The sequence below is a fragment of the Ruegeria sp. S84 genome (genome assembly GCF_056583445.1).
Genome location: NZ_CM152618.1, coordinates 1,253,373 through 1,270,164, shown reverse-complemented (window position 1 = coordinate 1,270,164; position 16,792 = coordinate 1,253,373). Strand labels below are relative to the sequence as shown.

General features: G+C 55.3%; 17 protein-coding genes. 7 read left to right on the top strand and 10 right to left on the bottom strand.

The window, feature by feature from the left end:
• Positions 1-5: 5 nt before the first annotated feature.
• From AC1DFB_RS06420 to AC1DFB_RS06375, 10 genes are all read right to left on the bottom strand, one after another.
• Positions 6-2,516 (bottom strand): heavy metal translocating P-type ATPase, encoded by a 2,511-nt coding sequence (locus AC1DFB_RS06420; protein ID WP_480922348.1) that lies wholly within the window; start codon positions 2,514-2,516, stop codon positions 6-8.
• Between the two features lie 325 nt (positions 2,517-2,841).
• Positions 2,842-3,570 carry a DsbA family protein gene (locus AC1DFB_RS06415; RefSeq protein ID WP_480436160.1) on the bottom strand — a complete coding sequence of 243 codons (729 nt, stop codon included), beginning with the start codon at positions 3,568-3,570 and terminating at the stop codon, positions 2,842-2,844.
• A gap of 1 nt (position 3,571) precedes the next feature.
• The gene (locus tag AC1DFB_RS06410; protein ID WP_170406434.1) at positions 3,572-4,045 is read right to left on the bottom strand and encodes a c-type cytochrome; all 474 of its coding nucleotides are present in this window, start codon (positions 4,043-4,045) and stop codon (positions 3,572-3,574) included.
• The gene (locus tag AC1DFB_RS06405) at positions 4,045-5,415 is read right to left on the bottom strand and encodes a multicopper oxidase family protein (protein WP_480922347.1); all 1,371 of its coding nucleotides are present in this window, start codon (positions 5,413-5,415) and stop codon (positions 4,045-4,047) included. Before AC1DFB_RS06405 ends, AC1DFB_RS06410 begins: the two co-directional genes overlap by 1 nt.
• 39 nt (positions 5,416-5,454) lie before the next feature.
• Positions 5,455-6,354 (bottom strand): c-type cytochrome, encoded by a 900-nt coding sequence (locus AC1DFB_RS06400; protein WP_480922346.1) that lies wholly within the window; start codon positions 6,352-6,354, stop codon positions 5,455-5,457.
• Positions 6,355-6,363: 9 nt separating this feature from the next.
• Positions 6,364-6,933: a c-type cytochrome gene (locus tag AC1DFB_RS06395; RefSeq protein WP_480922345.1), complete on the bottom strand. Its 570-nt coding sequence runs from the start codon at positions 6,931-6,933 to the stop codon at positions 6,364-6,366.
• Positions 6,934-7,329: 396 nt separating this feature from the next.
• Positions 7,330-7,779: a c-type cytochrome gene (locus AC1DFB_RS06390; protein WP_170392477.1), complete on the bottom strand. Its 450-nt coding sequence runs from the start codon at positions 7,777-7,779 to the stop codon at positions 7,330-7,332.
• Between the two features lie 69 nt (positions 7,780-7,848).
• Positions 7,849-8,439 carry a L,D-transpeptidase gene (locus tag AC1DFB_RS06385; protein ID WP_170625179.1) on the bottom strand — a complete coding sequence of 197 codons (591 nt, stop codon included), beginning with the start codon at positions 8,437-8,439 and terminating at the stop codon, positions 7,849-7,851.
• Between the two features lie 208 nt (positions 8,440-8,647).
• Positions 8,648-8,836 (bottom strand): hypothetical protein, encoded by a 189-nt coding sequence (locus tag AC1DFB_RS06380; protein ID WP_480922344.1) that lies wholly within the window; start codon positions 8,834-8,836, stop codon positions 8,648-8,650.
• Between the two features lie 329 nt (positions 8,837-9,165).
• Positions 9,166-9,357, bottom strand: a complete 192-nt coding sequence (locus AC1DFB_RS06375; protein WP_170800856.1) for a hypothetical protein — start codon at positions 9,355-9,357, stop codon at positions 9,166-9,168.
• Positions 9,358-9,539: 182 nt separating this feature from the next.
• Between AC1DFB_RS06375 and AC1DFB_RS06370 the strand changes: the two genes are divergently transcribed.
• The 7 genes from AC1DFB_RS06370 to AC1DFB_RS06340 all read left to right on the top strand — a co-directional run bounded on the left by AC1DFB_RS06370 (position 9,540) and on the right by AC1DFB_RS06340 (position 16,777).
• Positions 9,540-10,094 carry a hypothetical protein gene (locus tag AC1DFB_RS06370; protein WP_170393102.1) on the top strand — a complete coding sequence of 185 codons (555 nt, stop codon included), beginning with the start codon at positions 9,540-9,542 and terminating at the stop codon, positions 10,092-10,094.
• A gap of 211 nt (positions 10,095-10,305) precedes the next feature.
• Positions 10,306-11,334: an alcohol dehydrogenase catalytic domain-containing protein gene (locus AC1DFB_RS06365; RefSeq protein ID WP_480922343.1), complete on the top strand. Its 1,029-nt coding sequence runs from the start codon at positions 10,306-10,308 to the stop codon at positions 11,332-11,334.
• Between the two features lie 42 nt (positions 11,335-11,376).
• Positions 11,377-12,252 (top strand): branched-chain amino acid ABC transporter permease, encoded by an 876-nt coding sequence (locus AC1DFB_RS06360; RefSeq protein WP_480922342.1) that lies wholly within the window; start codon positions 11,377-11,379, stop codon positions 12,250-12,252.
• 4 nt (positions 12,253-12,256) lie between these two features.
• Entirely contained in the window at positions 12,257-13,354 is a 1,098-nt protein-coding gene (locus AC1DFB_RS06355; RefSeq protein WP_480895342.1) for a branched-chain amino acid ABC transporter permease, read from the top strand.
• Positions 13,351-14,115, top strand: a complete 765-nt coding sequence (locus AC1DFB_RS06350; RefSeq protein ID WP_170421563.1) for an ABC transporter ATP-binding protein — start codon at positions 13,351-13,353, stop codon at positions 14,113-14,115. Before AC1DFB_RS06355 ends, AC1DFB_RS06350 begins: the two co-directional genes overlap by 4 nt.
• Positions 14,112-14,885, top strand: a complete 774-nt coding sequence (locus tag AC1DFB_RS06345) for an ABC transporter ATP-binding protein (RefSeq protein ID WP_480922341.1) — start codon at positions 14,112-14,114, stop codon at positions 14,883-14,885. The genes AC1DFB_RS06350 and AC1DFB_RS06345 overlap by 4 nt, the downstream gene beginning before the upstream one ends.
• Before the next feature lie 5 nt (positions 14,886-14,890).
• The gene (locus AC1DFB_RS06340; protein WP_480922340.1) at positions 14,891-16,777 is read left to right on the top strand and encodes an AMP-dependent synthetase/ligase; all 1,887 of its coding nucleotides are present in this window, start codon (positions 14,891-14,893) and stop codon (positions 16,775-16,777) included.
• Positions 16,778-16,792: the final 15 nt, after the last annotated feature.

The window sequence follows — 16,792 nt, the reverse complement described above, 5'->3', positions numbered from 1 at the left end:
CTATTCTATCCAGCAGGCGCTGAACGCAGCGTCTGCTCGGTGTTCTGCGAGATCTGTTCTCGCCCAACTTTGATCGGCTTTACCCAGCGCAACCGCAGCGCATTGGTCAGGACAAATACACTGGAGAGAGCCATGGCACCTGCGGCCAAAACCGGCGACAGCAGCGGGCCGCCAAACGGATAAAGCACCCCTGCCGCAACCGGTATGAGCAGTGTGTTGTAGCCGAACGCCCAGAACAGGTTTTGGCGGATGTTACGCATGGTGCGCTGACTAATATCGAAGGCATTGACCACGCCGGTCAGGTCGCCTGACATCAGAACGACATCAGCCGCTTCGATGGCAATGTCAGTGCCTGTCCCGATCGCAATTCCTACCTCAGCTGCCGCCAAAGCAGGCGCATCATTGATGCCATCACCCACAAAGGCCAGTTTTCCGCCATTTGAACGCAAATCCTGCAACGCTGATACTTTACCCTCGGGCAGAACTTCAGCCACGACATGATCGATGCCAAGCTGCGCTGCAATGGATTTGGCAGTAGCGGAATTGTCGCCGGTGATCATCGCTACTTTCAGGCCCAGCCCGTGCAGAGCTTCGATTGCGTCCGGCGTGGTGGTTTTGATTGGGTCCGCCACAGCGATTACGGCCGCGATAGCCCCGTCTACGGCAGCATAAAGTGGAGTCTTTCCGTTGATTGCGAGTTCAGCGCCCCGATCAGACAACGCGCCCATTTCTACCCCTTCGCGACTCATCAGGCGGTCGGCCCCGATCAGGATTTTATGGCCTTCGACTGAGGCGCTTACCCCGTAACCGGTGATCGACGTGAAGTCTTCTGGCTTGGAAAGCTCCAGACCACGGGTTTCTGCCGCGCGCACGATGGCTGTGGCGATTGGATGTTCGGAAGTGACCTCAACGGCAGCAACAAGGTGCAGAACCTCGTCTTCGGTCATTCCTTCGGCCACAATCATGTCGGTCAGCTCCGGACGCCCTTCGGTCAGGGTACCTGTCTTGTCCACCGCAACAACGGTAGTTTCCTGCAGCATTTGCAAGGCATCGCCCTTTCGGAACAGGACGCCCATCTCGGCAGCGCGGCCAGTGCCGACCATGATGGAAGTAGGTGTGGCCAACCCCATGGCACAGGGGCAAGCAATGATCAGTACCGCAACCCCGGCCACCAACGCCAGGCTAAGCGCGGGATCGGGTCCGAACAACATCCATACCAGCACTGTCACAACGGCCACTGCGATCACTACCGGCACAAACCACAGCGTGATGCGGTCGACCAGGCCTTGAATCGGAAGCTTGGCACCCTGTGCTTGCTCGACCATCTGAATGATCTGGGCCAACATAGTGTCTGCGCCGATCTTTTCAGCACGGTACGTCAATGTACCCGCGCCATTTACGGTCCCCCCGACCACAGTTGCGCCCTCGGTTTTTTCGACGGGAACCGGCTCTCCGGTGATCATGCTTTCATCGACATATGACGCGCCGGTCATTACGGCGCCATCCACCGCGATTTTTTCGCCCGGTCGAACGTGCACAATATCCCCTACAACGATCTGCTCAATCGGTAGCTCGACAACCGATCCGTCGCGCTCAACTCGTGCTGTTTTTGCCTGCAGACCGACCAGTTTTCGGATCGCTTCACCCGTTCGGCCCTTGGCGCGCGCCTCGAGGAACCGCCCAAGCAATATAAGAACCACGATTACCGCTGCGGCCTCGTAGTAGACATTTACGGTTCCGGCAGGAAGAATATGCGGCGCAAAGGTCGAGATCAGTGAGAACCCATATGCCGCCGAAGTGCCCAGGGCCACCAGAGAGTTCATGTCCGGCGCGCCTTTGACCAAGGAAGGGAATCCCTTGGTGTAGAACTGCAAGCCTGGCCCAAAAAGAACGATCGTGGTCAGAAGGAATTGCAGGTAATAGCTGTTCTGGATGCCGATGGTGCTCGCTATCAGGTGGTGCATGCCCGGAATAACATGCGAGCCCATTTCGAGAATGAATACCGGCAATGCGAGCAAGGCGGCGAAACTTGTTCGCCGCGCCAAATGGCTGATCTCTGCCGCTTTACGGTCGTGTGGTTCGGTCTGCGTTGCGGATCGCAGGCTCGCCGGATAGCCAGCAGACGCCGCATGCGCCGCTATGGCTTCGGGTGTTGTGACTCCCTCAGCATAACGCACAGTTGCACTTTCAGTGGCCAGATTGACCGACGCGGACAAAACGCCGCCATCGGCTTCCAGGGCTCGTTCAACGCGCCCTACACAGGATGCGCAGGACATGTTCTGAATATCCAGAGTGACCTCTGCCGTCCGCGCCGGATATCCGGCGCGGTTTAACGCATCAGCAATGGCCGCTTTATCGGCTGGATCGCGGAAATCGACCTGAACGCTTTCACTGGCGAGATTAACCGAAGCGGTATCTACCCCTGGAACATCTTTCAAAGCGCGCTCGACGCGCCCAACGCAGGAAGCACAGCTCATACCCTGAACCTGGAACCGCGCATGTGAATTTTCAGTCATATTGTCACCACGTATGTTCTGCTGACGGGCAACATAAGGGTTCCAGCAAGTGGAAGGTCAAGGGATGAGGCTGACTTTCTTTCTCATCATCCATGACGACGCTAAGTATCCCGGATATGAGCTGCGGGCTCCGCAAGTTAGTTATAGACAAAGCCATTGACACAGTAAGTTCCTCCGCACAGTTGAACTTTGACATGAAAAACCGCAGGGTACGTGTCTTAAGCGCTAATCAACTTGATCATATCCTTGCAGCTCTGAGTCCGAGGGATGCGAAGCCACGGTCGCAACAGAAGTTTAGGAGCGCACATGCTGTCGTCCCTTAGTTCTATCTTGCGTCTCTGACTGCCTCGATTAGACGGGTCATTTCATCTTCGGCGATCAGCCCCGGGGCAAGCGCATCTCCAATCACAAACGAAGGGGTGCCACTGAAGCCAAGCTGCCGGGCCAATTCCATGGACACTTGAATATGCGCGTCGACTTCCGGCGCCTCCATGTCTGCGCGCAATTGATCCTCGTCCAGGCCGAGTTCCCGAACAACTTTCAGGACGCTGGCCTCAGTCGCACGACCGTTCAGCGCCATAAGCGCCCAATGGAATTCTTCATATTTTCCCTGGTTTCGTGAGGCAAGCGCGGCGCGTGCCGCAAAGTCGGAACCTTCTCCGAGTATGGGCCATTCTCGGTAAACAACTCGGACATCGGAATCGCCTGCGATTACGTTTTTCACGACCGGGGCCGCGCGTTTGCAATATGGGCAGTTATAGTCAAAAAACTCGACTACGGTTACATCACCTTCCGGGTTTCCGATGACAGGCGCATTCGGATCCTGTTCCAGCAATTCACGCTGATTTTCCAAGACGTTTCCAATGGCTTCGGCTTTTGCCTGATCCTCGCGCTGTTGAAGCAATTGAATCGCCTGCATGATGATTTCAGGGTTTTCCATAATGGCTTCCAGAGCCAGCCGTTTTACATCGGAGTCAGACAATTCGTCAGCACTCGCCATAGCAGCACCAATCGACATAGTGATGGCAATTAAGCCTGCAAAAAATCGTTTCACGTCAGTTTCCTTCCGTTTGTTCTGCCTCGGTGCGCTGCTCTTGCAGCTTGCGTTCCCGATCCGGCCAACTCTCCTTGATGAAGGCAAGGATGTCCCAGATTTCTTGATCCGACAGAGTGTCCTCGAAACCTGGCATACCGCTTTTGACATCAGCGACGCCCATCTGTTTTAGTGTTTGGTACCCGCCAAGCTTTGTATAATCGAACAACAGCTTGTCGCCGTGATGCCAGGTGTGCCCTGTTCGGTCATGCGGGGGAGCTCGCAAGACGCCATCTGGATCAGGTGTCTGCCAATCTGGTTGACCCTCCAAATTTGCCCCGTGGCATGACGCGCAGTTTTCGGCATACAAAACTGCACCACGTGCCGAATCCGCTGATGCACTGTTTTGTGCACGCCCGCTCAGGCCCCAGCCAGCGACCGCGACAATGATCACCACAGCAGCTAGTGACACCCATTTCGCCGCGCTCTTGTTCATCACGCCACGCTCAGCCAGGTCTTCATTCCAGCGGCCTGATGCGACAGCATATGGCAATGAAACAGCCAGTCCCCCGGGTTATCCGCAACGAACGCAATCTCCCGCGTTTCCATCCGGTCAACCAGTATCGTGTCTCGCAGCGGTCCCAGGCTCCCGTTCGACAGTACTTCCTGAAAGTGCGTCCCGTGCAAGTGCATGGCGTGCGCAAAGACAGTGTCGTTCTGCATCTGAATACGGACTATGTCGCCACGCGAAACAGAAGCGAGCGGGTCTTCGGGTAACCCTGCGACTCCGTTGAATGTCCAGATCTGTCCTTCCTGAACCAACTCATTAGCGCTCATGACTTGGCCGTTGTAAGTACCTTGACGCAGTCCGCCCATCGCCCCGCCTTCCATCACCAATTGAACCTTTAAGGCGTCAGAAACATCTTCAAGAAAAGAAACAGGGTTGGGTGGCAGAGCTTCAATCTCACCGCGGCTGGCAGATGTACCGCTTCCCGAAACCGGGATCTCAGCGATAACAAATGATTCATCGCGTTCGTGAAGAGTTATTTGAACGGCTTCGTTCGATTCCGCTGTGACGTCGACGATCAAATCTGCTCGCTGCGCAGGTCCGAAAACAAGTGTTTCGAAATCTTCTGGCTGCCTTACAGGCATGCCATCATAAGCGACCAGTTTCCCGTTTGCGCCACCTACTGACACATACATGATCCGATCAGTTGCCACGTTGACCATTCGAATTCGCAATCGCTGGTTCGTCAAAACTTCGGTCATTGGCGATATGCGCGCGTGAACGTAGTTTCCCATGCGACCTGCATGGGTCCAATCATGCATTGCACCAAAATCATCTACTATTTGAGCGTCCTTACCCAACCGCCAATCATCCAGAAGGATCGTGATGTCATGGTCCGTGTCCGGCGGGTCCGTTTCGTCGACGATGAACGCGCCGTAAAGGCCCTTGGCCACTTGTACCGTTGACTGGTTGTGAGAGTGATACCAGAAGGTCCCCGCGTCCTTCAGAGGCAAGTCATACTGAAATTTGCCGCCGGTTGGTACAGCCTCCTGCGTAAGGCCCGGCACCCCGTCCATATTGTTCGGAACCCGCAATCCGTGCCAATGGATTGCTGTAGGCTGAGGTAGCGAGTTCAGGAGTGTCCGGCGAACCGTTTCGCCTTGCCGGGCACGAATTTCAGGGCCTGGAACACCGCCATCATATCCCCATATCTCGGTTTCCGGATAGTTGTTGGGGGCAACACGCGCCAATCCTGAACGCGCCTCGATTATTCGGGGGGCGGTAGCCGACCTCCCAATAGTCGGCACTGCGATTAGTGCCGACGTGCCTGCAACAAATTGCCTGCGATTAAGCTTCATTAGGACTTCCTTCCAAAGAATACTTGATCTCGCACTGGATTATCCCCCGTCGTGCACATCCAGCAGATAGGTCGCCATTGCCTTCCGGTCATCGTCTGTCAGAAAACTGGTGCCATAGTTTATGACCTCTCCCATGGCGCCGCCGAAGACATCGCCATCAGGCATGACGCCGGTGCGCAACGCGTAGGCCAGATCATCAACTGTCCACCCACGCATTTGCAGGGTCTCAAAGTCGATGGCCGGTGCCTTGTCACCGCCCGGCAGAGAGTCACTTCCCTTGAGGTGTTCCGTGTCCGAATTTCTTGCGCCAGCCAGGTTCCTCCCGGTGTGACAGGCGGCACAATGCGTGGCACCTTCAACGAGTAACCGGCCCCGGTTCCATACATCATCATTGCCCGGCACAGGATCGGTCCGCGGCGGTTCCAAAAATGCCGCCCGCCACAGCTTCAGGCCCCATCTCTGATTGAAGGGGAACACCATTTCCTGCTCTTTTGACGGTTCCGCTACTGGCGGAACCGTTTGCCAGGCGGCCCAAAGATCGGCGATGTCCTGATCCGTGAAGTTGGCATAGAACGTATAAGGAAAGGCCGGGTAGTAGGGTTGTCCGTCGGGCGACACACCCTGACGTACTGCGCGGGCAAATTCCTCGATGGTCCAATCACCGATCCCGTGATCGGGATCTGTGGTCAGGTTCGGCGAAAAGAGCGAGCCGAACGGGGTATCCAACTCCACCCCACCGGCCAAGGGCGCGCCCCCTTTGGCAAAGTCTGTGTGGCAGGTGATACAGCCGCTTGCCCTTGCCAGATACGCCCCGCGGTTAACGTCACCTTGAATGTCGAGAGCTTGTAAGGGCTGGCCAATCGGCCAAGCCATCACAGCAACAAACCCTGCTGACGCCGTAACGGCGGCAGCAAGACCCAACCGTATTATCGGCTTCATGATGCATTCCTATTCCGACCGAAATCGCGTGTGACACGCCGAGCATGTCTGGCTCAGCATCATAAACACACCGTCTGCCGGCATTTCAGACAGCTGTGCTAAGTTTGGACTGCCAGCCATCATCCCGCTGCCCATCATGGAACCACCTCCCATCATGGATTTGCCGCCCATCATGCCGGAACCATGACCCGATCCGGACGCCATCAGCCCGTTGTCTGCCGAAAGCGCAAGGCCTTCTGAGTAGATTTCCAATTGTCTGGCTATTTCTGTAAAGGAACCCCAATCCTGCCAGATTTGCGATTTGGCCTCCGAGGGTTTGCCATCAGATCCCTCTGGAAACAGCTTTGTCATGCTTTCACCGGCGTGGCTTCCGATTTTCTTGGCTTCGCTTCGTACCGTTTGCGCATTGTAGGGCGTTTTCCCCTGCATCATCGGTGTAAGGACCTTCATGCTGTCCTTCATCGCGGACATGCCGTCCATGCGTTCTTTGACGATGCCGGTTGCGCCACCATGCGCCAGGGCGGCCGCCGCAAATAGTGAAACCAGGGCCACGCTTGTAGTCATTTTTAGAATGTTCATTTCTTTGTCCTTTTCGGCTGCTTCGACGCGCCCATCTTGGGCGCAATTCGACTCGTCAGATCAGGACACGCGGCGGTGGTGGGTCAAACGCGATAATACTAAGAACCCGGTATTGAGCTCGCGGGATCGAGTATCTTCGTTCTGTGCCTTGGGGACCAGGCGGTGTTGGACCCATCAAAAATAGTCCAACAGCGTTGCAGATCGCTCCGCCATGACAATGCCCGGGATGACCCTGCTTGACATGTTCGACGTCCGCAGAGTCGGTTTGGTCAATCAAATGCTGTGAATCACCGCCATGTGCATGAGCAGAATCGGCCGTCACAAGTAGCCCGCCAATAGCCAGCGCAATTGACAGGATGGAGTAACGAATTGCTGTGCCCACTCGACTCGTCACCTTCAGAAAATCCCGTTTTCTTGCTGCAACTCTCTTATGTACGCCACGATGCCCTTCACATCCGCGCGGGTCAAACCATCGACCGGCGGCATGTTACCGAACTTCCAATGGTGTGCCCGAACACCATTCTGGACGGCCACGTAAAATGCCTCGTCCGAATGGTGGCTTGGTTCATAGATTTTATGCACCAATGGTGGTGCTAGGCCCTCCAGACCAGTTGCATTCCCGCCATGGCACGCCGAGCATTTTGCGTCGAATGCCACTTTGCCGACGGCCGCAAATTCGCTTAGCTGGTCCGGTAGATTGACGTTTTGGATTGGATCTCCCGACGCCAGCGTCGACGTATCAGGTGTCGTCATCGAATGGCCAGCTGGTTGCTGATTTAGATTGTAGACGATTGCGACGGCACCTGCGATCGCCACACCGCCTATCATGAGTGTAAGTTTATCCATTTTACTATTTCACGTCGTTGTCAGTTACCGAGCTTAAGCACCTGTCCAGAAAAGCCGACTTGACCATGGTCAGATCAGTTTTACCTGCGTGCCTACGGTGGCCAGTTCGAACAAGTCCGCGATCTGCTCATTGTACAAGCCGATGCAGCCATTGGAGGATCTTCTTCCGATCTTGCGTGTGTCGTTGGTGCCGTGGATCCGGTAGTATTGCCAGCTCAAATAAAGTGCATGTGTCCCCAGAGGATTCTCCGGACCCGGGCCCACATAGTCGGGCCAAGCGGGGTTGCGCTTTTTCATTGCTGGTGTCGGTCGCCAAGATGGCCCCTCAACCTTGCGAGTTACTGTGGTGTAGCCCAGCCTTGTAAGGTCTTCCGTCAGCGGCACGCTGGTTGGATACATCCGATAGACGCTCTCGTCTTCTGACCAATATTGCAGGACCTTGGACTGTGTATCGGACAGGATCACACCATTCTTAAGCGTATCAAAGTGATCCTGCCATTTAGCAACGCGGAATGAAGAAACATTGCGGCGCGTCCCCTCGGTTGTCATCGATTGGGCCCAAACGGCCGGTGCTGGAAAAAGAGTTGTCGCAGCAAACGCGGCAATCACTCCGCGTCGCGTAACAGCCTTTCTATCCCTGTTCGGTTTCATGCCTGCCATCCCAAGCGTGTATTCTTGCTTTACGACTCATTTGGGCTGTATGCCCGGTTCCCGCGCTGGAAGGTCAACAAACAACAGGTTTTGCGTAAGGGATATTTCATCTGGAATGCCGCCGCCGTGGGCACATGGGGCGGTTTCAAAGGTGGCTTCAGATCGTCAAGCCATTGTGAAGAAGAAACTATTTTTGGGTACTCACACCAAAACAACGTCAATACAGGTAGATAGCAAGCATGGAGCGTTTTCCCGAGCTTCTATCGCCTTTGTTCAGATTGCTGCCCGTTGTCGGTCCAATAAAAGCAAAGGGCGCAACACCTGCGAGAGCTTTGACCTGTGTCATGGCATCGATTTCCCAATAACCTGTATGGTCGTTGGCACGCGGCCCAGATTCACTGGACATTATACTCTCGCGTAACGGTCGCCATAATAGCTTTGTCTGGATGCACGAGCAGGCACCACCTCGTTGACTGGATTAGCCTCGGAGCGGAATACTGTTACCGTACTCACCATTAAGTTGATCGCGAGGTTCTTCGCGGAACATGTGATTGAAATGACACAAAAAACGTGTGCCGCCTGGAATGCTTTACTTTCCTAGCCTACTGTTTCGGGCGAAAAAGATTTGGTGTTAGAAAGTCACGCGGAGTGGTTCCAAAAAATTCCGGTTCCGCCCTAAGGATCTTCAATGGGCGTTCGGCAACCGCTGACATAGGTCACTCACCATAAATCACTTTAGTGCTTTCTTGTGACACCCCTGCCCGCTTTCTGTGCCGAACCTGCCCATCTTGCCGCCACAAAGCTCTTGTCTCTTAATGCAAGGACTTCTGTTTTGATATAGAACACGGTCTCGGAAATCGTTGTGAGTGCAAGCCCACCCAGGGTTCGAATCCCTTTCACTTCGTCATCAATCAATTCATCCTTCAAGGCTGTTTCTTTGCTTGTGTCGCGATTCCTGCAACGGATGGCATGATGTTGCCACTGCCTGCAGTGTCAATCAGCGCAGTGTGGCTCAAACCCGCAATATGCTGCAAACTCACGTGTTTTCCCCTTTGCTTTAACGTACCTTAACCCCATCTGAGCGACACATCATTTGAAGGAGACATCCAATGTCGCGTCTTTTACTTATCGTAGCCATCGCCGTTATCGGCGGAGGCGCTTACTATTTCGCCACAAAACCTGAACCAACCCCTGCCGAGCAGTTGCAATCGGCGGCTGAAGATGCCTCAGAGGCGGTTGGTGAAGCAGCCTCGGCAATACAAGAGGGCGCTGCTGATGCCGTTGAGGCGGCGACTGAACAAGCATCCGAGGCTGCGTCCTCGATTGCGGATCAGGCCTCGGAAGCTGCATCTTCGGTATCGGAACAGGCCAGCGACGCTGCTACATCTTTGACCGAGCAGGCCAATGATGCAGCCTCAGCAGCTGGCGATCAGGTCGCAGCGCTTGCCGGTCAGGGGCAGGAACTGTTCAACTCGTGGGTTCAGGACGGCATGCTGACCGCGCAGAATTTCGACTATGACGCAATCGTCACGTCGGTTCAGGAAAGCGCCTTGTCTCAGGACATCAAAACACAGGTTATGAAGATCCTCGACGAGATCAAAGCGTCGCCTGAGCTGGTTGTCGCGAAGATACAGGATCTACGCAATCTGATGACGCAGCAGTGATCAGTTCCAGAACCAGCCCCAAGAGGGCTGGTTCACCCGGTCGGGATGCGACTCAATTTGCGTCACATTACGGCATTACCCAATTGACATAGCTCACCGTGTTTGATTGCTTTCTTGAGATTGTTTTTAAAAAATAAAACCTTTTGTCAGTGTGTTACATTGTGACGATGAAGGCCTCAGTGCTGAACTCGCATCAAAGAAGGATCGAACGATGACCACCCTGCCCGACACCATGTTTGCCGTTGTTCAGACGCAGGACGGATATTCCGGCACAGCCACGGGACCGACGCTGGAGAATGCCTCGGACTGGTTAGCGGAGGCCGAGCTGCCTTTGCCTGTGCCCAAGGCGGGACAGGTTTTGATCAAACTGCGCACAGCCTCGGTGAACCCGTCAGATATTCATTTCATCAAAGGGGAATATGGTCAGCCGCGGGTCAAAGGCGCCGCAGCAGGGTTCGAGGGGTGCGGAGATGTTGTTGCCACCGGTACCGGGGCTGACGCCCTACTGGATCAGCGCGTGGCCTTTGTGGCAGCAGGCTCTGGTGCCTGGGCCGAATATGTGGTCACGCAGGCCCAGATGTGTATCCCCCTGCGGCCCGATATCTCGGACGAAGACGGGGCGGCACAGATCGTCAATCCTCTGACCGCCATGGCGATGGTTGATATCGCACGGTCCGAAGGTGAGGCTTTTGTGGTCTCCGCCGCTACCAGTCAGCTGGGCAAGCTGATGTGCAGTCTTGGACGGGATCTTGGGTTGAAACCGATCGCTTTGGTGCGGCGCGCCGAAACGGTCGAGATGTTGAAAGGCCTGGGTGCGGCAGAGGTGGTCGTGACCAGCGATACGGATGCGCCAACGCGGTTTGCCGCGATCAGTGCAATTCTGAAACCTTGTGTTTTTCTTGATGCCGTTGCCGACCAGATGTCCGAGCAGGTGTTCTGCGCGATGCCCAATGGCGCGAGGTGGGTATGTTATGGGAAACTCAGCACTGAAATGCCGAAATTGACCCAGATGGGCCAACTGATCTTCATGAGCAAGCGGATCGAAGGCTTCTGGCTGACCCGCTGGATGATGGATACGCCGCCTGCTCATCAGATATGGATTGCCGGTGAAGTACAAGCGCGATTTGCCGATGGCCGCTGGCGCACAGATGTCTCTGCACGGCTATCGTTGCGTGAGGTTCTGTCAAATCTCGCGGATGCGCTGAAAAAGAGTGACGGCAAGGTTATTATCACGCCATAGTATAACAACGCGCCGACCAATTCCGGCTGAGGGAGGGTGAGATTGGATAACGCGCAGCTGCTGATCAGCGGGCTGGCGAATGGCTGTGTTTACGGCTTGATCGCCCTTGGTTTTGTTCTGATTTACAAAGCCACCGAGGCAGTGAATTTTGCGCAAGGCGATTTCATGATGCTGGGCGCGTTCGTTACCATCGGCCTCACGAATACCGAATATATAGGGCTGCCCTTCTGGATGGCGCTACCGATTTCACTGGGGATTATGGGCGCACTTGGGTATCTGATCGATCGGCTGATCATCCGCCGCGTCTTTGGCGAAAGTCAGACTGCCGTGGTGATCCTAACCATCGCCTTGGGCTTTGTGATCAGGTTTGCAGCTGGTCTGATCTGGGGGCACGAGCCGCAAACGCTGCAGAACCCATTGGCTGGTAAGGAAATCCGGTTCGGTGGTCTTGTGCTGGGGATGGAGGACGTGGCCGTGATTGTTGTCACCGTCCTACTGACCTGGGGTCTTTATGTGTTCTTCAGCAAGACCAAGCTGGGGCTTGCCATGCAAGGTGCGTCTCAAAACCAGTTGGCGGCATATTACATGGGGATACCGGTTAAGCGGGTTCAGGGCTTAATCTGGGCATTGGCCGGAGTTGTCGCCGGGATTGCCGGAATTTTGTTCGCGGCCAAAGGCTCGGTCGATCCCACAACTGGGCTTCTGGGGATCAAGGCATTTGCCGCAGCTGTGATAGGCGGATTCGGCAGCCTGCCCGGCGCTTTGGCCGGCGGGCTGATCGTCGGCGTAATCGAGCCCTTCGCTAGCCGCTATATCGCAGCCGGGTACAGTCAGATCGCGCCTTATGCGCTGTTGCTGGCAGTTCTGATCTTTCGACCGCATGGGCTGTTCAGCCAGGTGCGGGTCAAGAAGGTCTGATCGCATGCGGATTGTTTTCAAAACAAACTATATGCAGGACATTCGCCCTTGGAAGGATGGCTATCAGCTTAGCCTCTATCTGATCCTGTTGGCGGTCGTAACCGCTGCGCCGTGGTGGTTGGATGACTTTTATCTTGGCGAACTGACCAATGTTCTGATCTGGGCCATCGCGGGTTTGGGCTTGATGATCCTAACCGGCCATACCGGGCAGGCCAGCCTTGGCCATGCCGCATTTCTGGCCGTTGGGTGCTATGCCAATGTCATCCTGATTGAGGCTGGGGTGCCCTTTCTGCTGGCGTTCCCGTTGGCGGGCCTGTTGACCGGCATCGTCGGAGCAACCGTCGCTATTCCTGCCCTGCGCCTGCATGGCATCTATCTTGCGATCTTCACCCTGGCTCTGTCTGTGCTCATGGACGACATCATCGTTCTGGCCGAACCCGTCACCGGAGGTGTCGCGGGTAAATATCTGGGTGGTGTCGAAATCTTCGGATATCTGCTCGATCGTTGGGCGACCCCGGCCCCGTTCTTCTGGCTGGTGCTGGCCGTCGCCGTTGTCGTGACACTGGGCTATATCAACCTATTGCGCGCGCCCTTGGGCCGCAGCTTCATCGCCGTACGAGACTCTGAGGTCTCAGCGCAGGCGATGGGTGTGGATATCGCGCGCACCAAGACAATATCTTTCGCCCTCTCCTGCGCGGTCACCGGACTAGCAGGCGCATTGATGGGTATGTTCTCTGGGGCGTTCAATAACGAGACATTCAGTGTCGTAATTTCCATCCAATTGCTGATGATGATCGTTATCGGAGGTCTGGGCTCAATCCATGGCGCGTTTTTGGGCGCAATCGTGATCGGTTTCCTGCCGCAGTTTCTGTCGATTTCAAAGGAATACGCAGCAGCCCTGTTTGGCGGCAATACGGTCGCCATTCCGGGGCTCGAATTCGGCATCTTTGGCATGATCCTGATCGCCTTCATCCTGTTCGAACCGATGGGTTTGTATGGTCGATGGCTAAAAATCCGGACGTGGTTCGAACTGTTCCCCTTCTACCGCAAGGACATGTTCAAAAGACAAAAGTCCTATCTCAAGACGGAGCGTCTGAGATGAGCTTGCTGGAGTTTGAAAACGTTACCCTGAAATTCGGCGGTCTGACTGCTGTGGATGATCTGTCCTTCAACGTGCAAGAAGGTGAGGTGTTCGCCATCGTCGGTCCCAACGGCGCCGGCAAATCAACGGTCTTCAACCTGATTTCGCGCTTCTATGATCCTTATGCAGGGGCGATCCACTTTGACGGGCATGATCTGCTGCGTATCAAGCCCTCGGGTGTCGCGGCCTATGGCGTCGCGCGGACATTCCAGAACATTGAACTGTTCGAACATGCGACCGTTTTGCAGAACCTCCTGGTCGGGCGCCACCGGCACCGCAAAACCAATCTGATCTCGGAAATTCTGTTCTCGCCCTCAGCTCGCAGGCAGGAGATCGAGAACCGAGAAAAGGTAGAAGAGATCATCGACTTCCTCGACCTCCAGGCCTTTCGTGACAAGATGATCTCGGGCTTACCCTATGGCGTGCGTAAGGTGGTCGAAGTCGCTCGAGCGTTGGCCACCGATCCAAAACTCCTGCTGTTGGATGAACCCGCCTCGGGCCTATCGGTGGAAGAGACCACAGATATGCGTTGGTGGATCGATGACATCCGGCGTCAGATGGGCATTACCGTGCTTATGGTAGAGCACGATATGGGTCTGGTCTCGGGCGTGTCCGACCGGGTTCTTGCCATGGCCGACGGAGCGAAGCTTGCCCTTGGAACCCCAGCCGAAGTTCAATCTCATCCTGCTGTGGTAGAGGCCTATTTGGGCAAAGCTTCATGAACCAACCGATCCTTAGCATTCGCAATGTTGAAAGCTTTTATGGCCCGATCATGGCCATTCGTGGCGTGTCATTGGACGTGCATCGAGGGCAGGTCGTTTCAATCCTGGGCGCAAATGGCGCGGGCAAGACAACGCTGATGAAAACAATCTCAGGCGTGATGGATCCCGAAAAAGGTTCAATCACATTTGACGGTCAGCAAATACAGGGATCGGAACCTCACAAGGTCGTGCAAAAAGGCATCGTCCATGTGCCCGAGGGACGCGAGGTCTTTCCACTTTTGACCGTCGACGAGAATTTGAATCTTGGGGCTTATATCCTTTCGGACAAGGGTCAGATCGATCATGACCGCGATCTGGTGTTTTCCTACTTTCCTGTGTTGAAAGACCGCCGCAATCAAGAGGCTGGCACTCTGTCCGGCGGGCAACAGCAGATGCTGGCGATTGGGCGCGGCCTGATGGCTAACCCGCGTATCATGCTGTTGGATGAGCCTTCGCTGGGCCTATCGCCGCTGCTGGTGCAAGAGATTTTTGGCATTCTCAAACGCCTGAATGACGAACAGAGCATGACAATGATGCTGGTCGAGCAGAACGCCAATGCGGCACTGGAACTCGCCCATCATGGCTATGTAATGGAGATCGGACGGATCGTTATGGATGGTGCGGCTGAAACCTTGCTGCAATCCGAGGACATTCAGAATTTCTATCTGGGCGTTCAGGAAGAAGGCGCGCGAGAAAACCGCCGCTGGAAACGCAAGAAGACATGGAGGTGAGCTGGATGGACGCAAGCCCCCTGCCCCCTCAGACCAGAATCAACGGTGTGCAGTTCAACGCTACGCCAGGTCAGAGACCCCTGCGAGTCGATGGCTGTGTCACGATATGCGAGCTATTCCAGAAACGCTGTGCCGAACTGGGACAGCGTACGGCGCATCGCGAGAAGGACTTCGGCATCTGGAAATCCTACTCATGGGCCGACTACTGGCAACACGCCAAATGGATCGGGCTGGCCCTGCGCAAGCTGGGTCTGCAACGTGGCGAGGTTGTCTCGATCCTGTCCGAAGACCGCAAGGAATGGGCGTGGTTCGACATGGGCATCCAGTGTGTCGGAGGGATTGCTTCGGGCGTCTACACCACAGATTCGGCCAGCCAGTTAAAATACCTGATCAATGACAGTGGCAGCCGGTTTCTGATCGTTGAAGATGAAGAGCAGTTGGACAAGTTCCTCGAAGTCGAGGCGGATCTGTCCGATCTGCTCAAGGTCATTATCCTTGAGGATGAAGGCCTGCACGACCTGGATCATCCGCGTTGCATGATGATCGAGGACTTGTATGCTCTGGGGCAACAGGCTGAGGTCGATGAACCCGGCGCATTCGAAGCAGAAATCGCTGAAACCACGTCACAAGACACCGCCCTGCTCATATATACGTCAGGTACCACCGGTAATCCCAAAGGCGCCATGCTAAGCCATGAGAACATCATGGCCGCGATAGAGGCAGGGGCGCATTCCCTGCCCTCCCAATCAACCGACGAACAGCTATGCTTTCTGCCGCTCTGTCATATCCTCGAACGCGACGTGTCGATCTACTACCCGCTTGCGATGAAGACTACTGTGAATTTCGCTGAAAGCCCCGAGACAGTGTTCTCCAACCTGCAAGAGGTCTCTCCCGCCACCTTCACTGCCGTCCCGCGCGTGTGGGAGAAGATCTACTCGCAGGTCATGTTCATGGCGAAAGAAGCAACGCCCACAGGGCGCTTCGCCTTTGCACAGGCGCTCAAGTCTGGAATGGCGCGGGCCGAATTTATCCTTGCAGGCAAACCTGTTCCAGCACCGATCGCTATGCAGTTCTGGCTTTGGGATCGGCTTGTTCTGCGTAACCTGCGCCGGATGCTGGGCTTAGATCGTCTCCGCCGAGGCGGCTCTGGTGCAGCGCCGATCTCTCCCGATTTGCTCAGGTGGTATTGGGCAATTGGCGTGCCCATTGTCGAGGGCTTCGGTATGACTGAAACCGCCGGCATAGCAGCGCTGAACACGCTTGAGGCCAACAAGATCGGCACCATTGGGAAACCCGTTCCTGGCAACGACCTGCGCATCTCGGAAGACGGAGAAATTCAGGTCAAAGGCCTCAACGTCTTTCAGGGCTACTGGCGCAACAATGCCAAAACAGCCGAAAGCTTCACCTGCGACGGCTGGCTGCGCACCGGGGATATGGGGCATATCGACGAGGAAGGTTTTGTCACCATCACAGGGCGCCTCAAGGACATCATCATCACTGCGGGCGGTAAGAACATCACGCCCGCAGAGATCGAGAGCGGGTTGAAGTTCAGCCAGTATATCTCGGACGCGGTGATCATCGGGGATCGGCGCAAGTATCTGACGGCGCTAATCATGATCGATCAGGAAAACGTTGAGAAATTCGCACAAGAGCGCAAGATCCCCTTTTCGAACTTTTCTTCTCTTTGTGCTGCGTCCGAAGTGACGGAGTTGATCGGCAATGAAATCGCAGCGGTCAATAAGGACTTTGCGCGGGTCGAACAGATCAAGGATTTCCGGCTGATCGACGTGTTGCTCACTGCCGAAGATGAGGAGCTGACGGCGACGATGAAACTCAAGCGTGGTCTGGTGGAAAAGAAACACGCACATCTCATTGAAGATATGTACAATTAGTTAAGGGGCGACCCA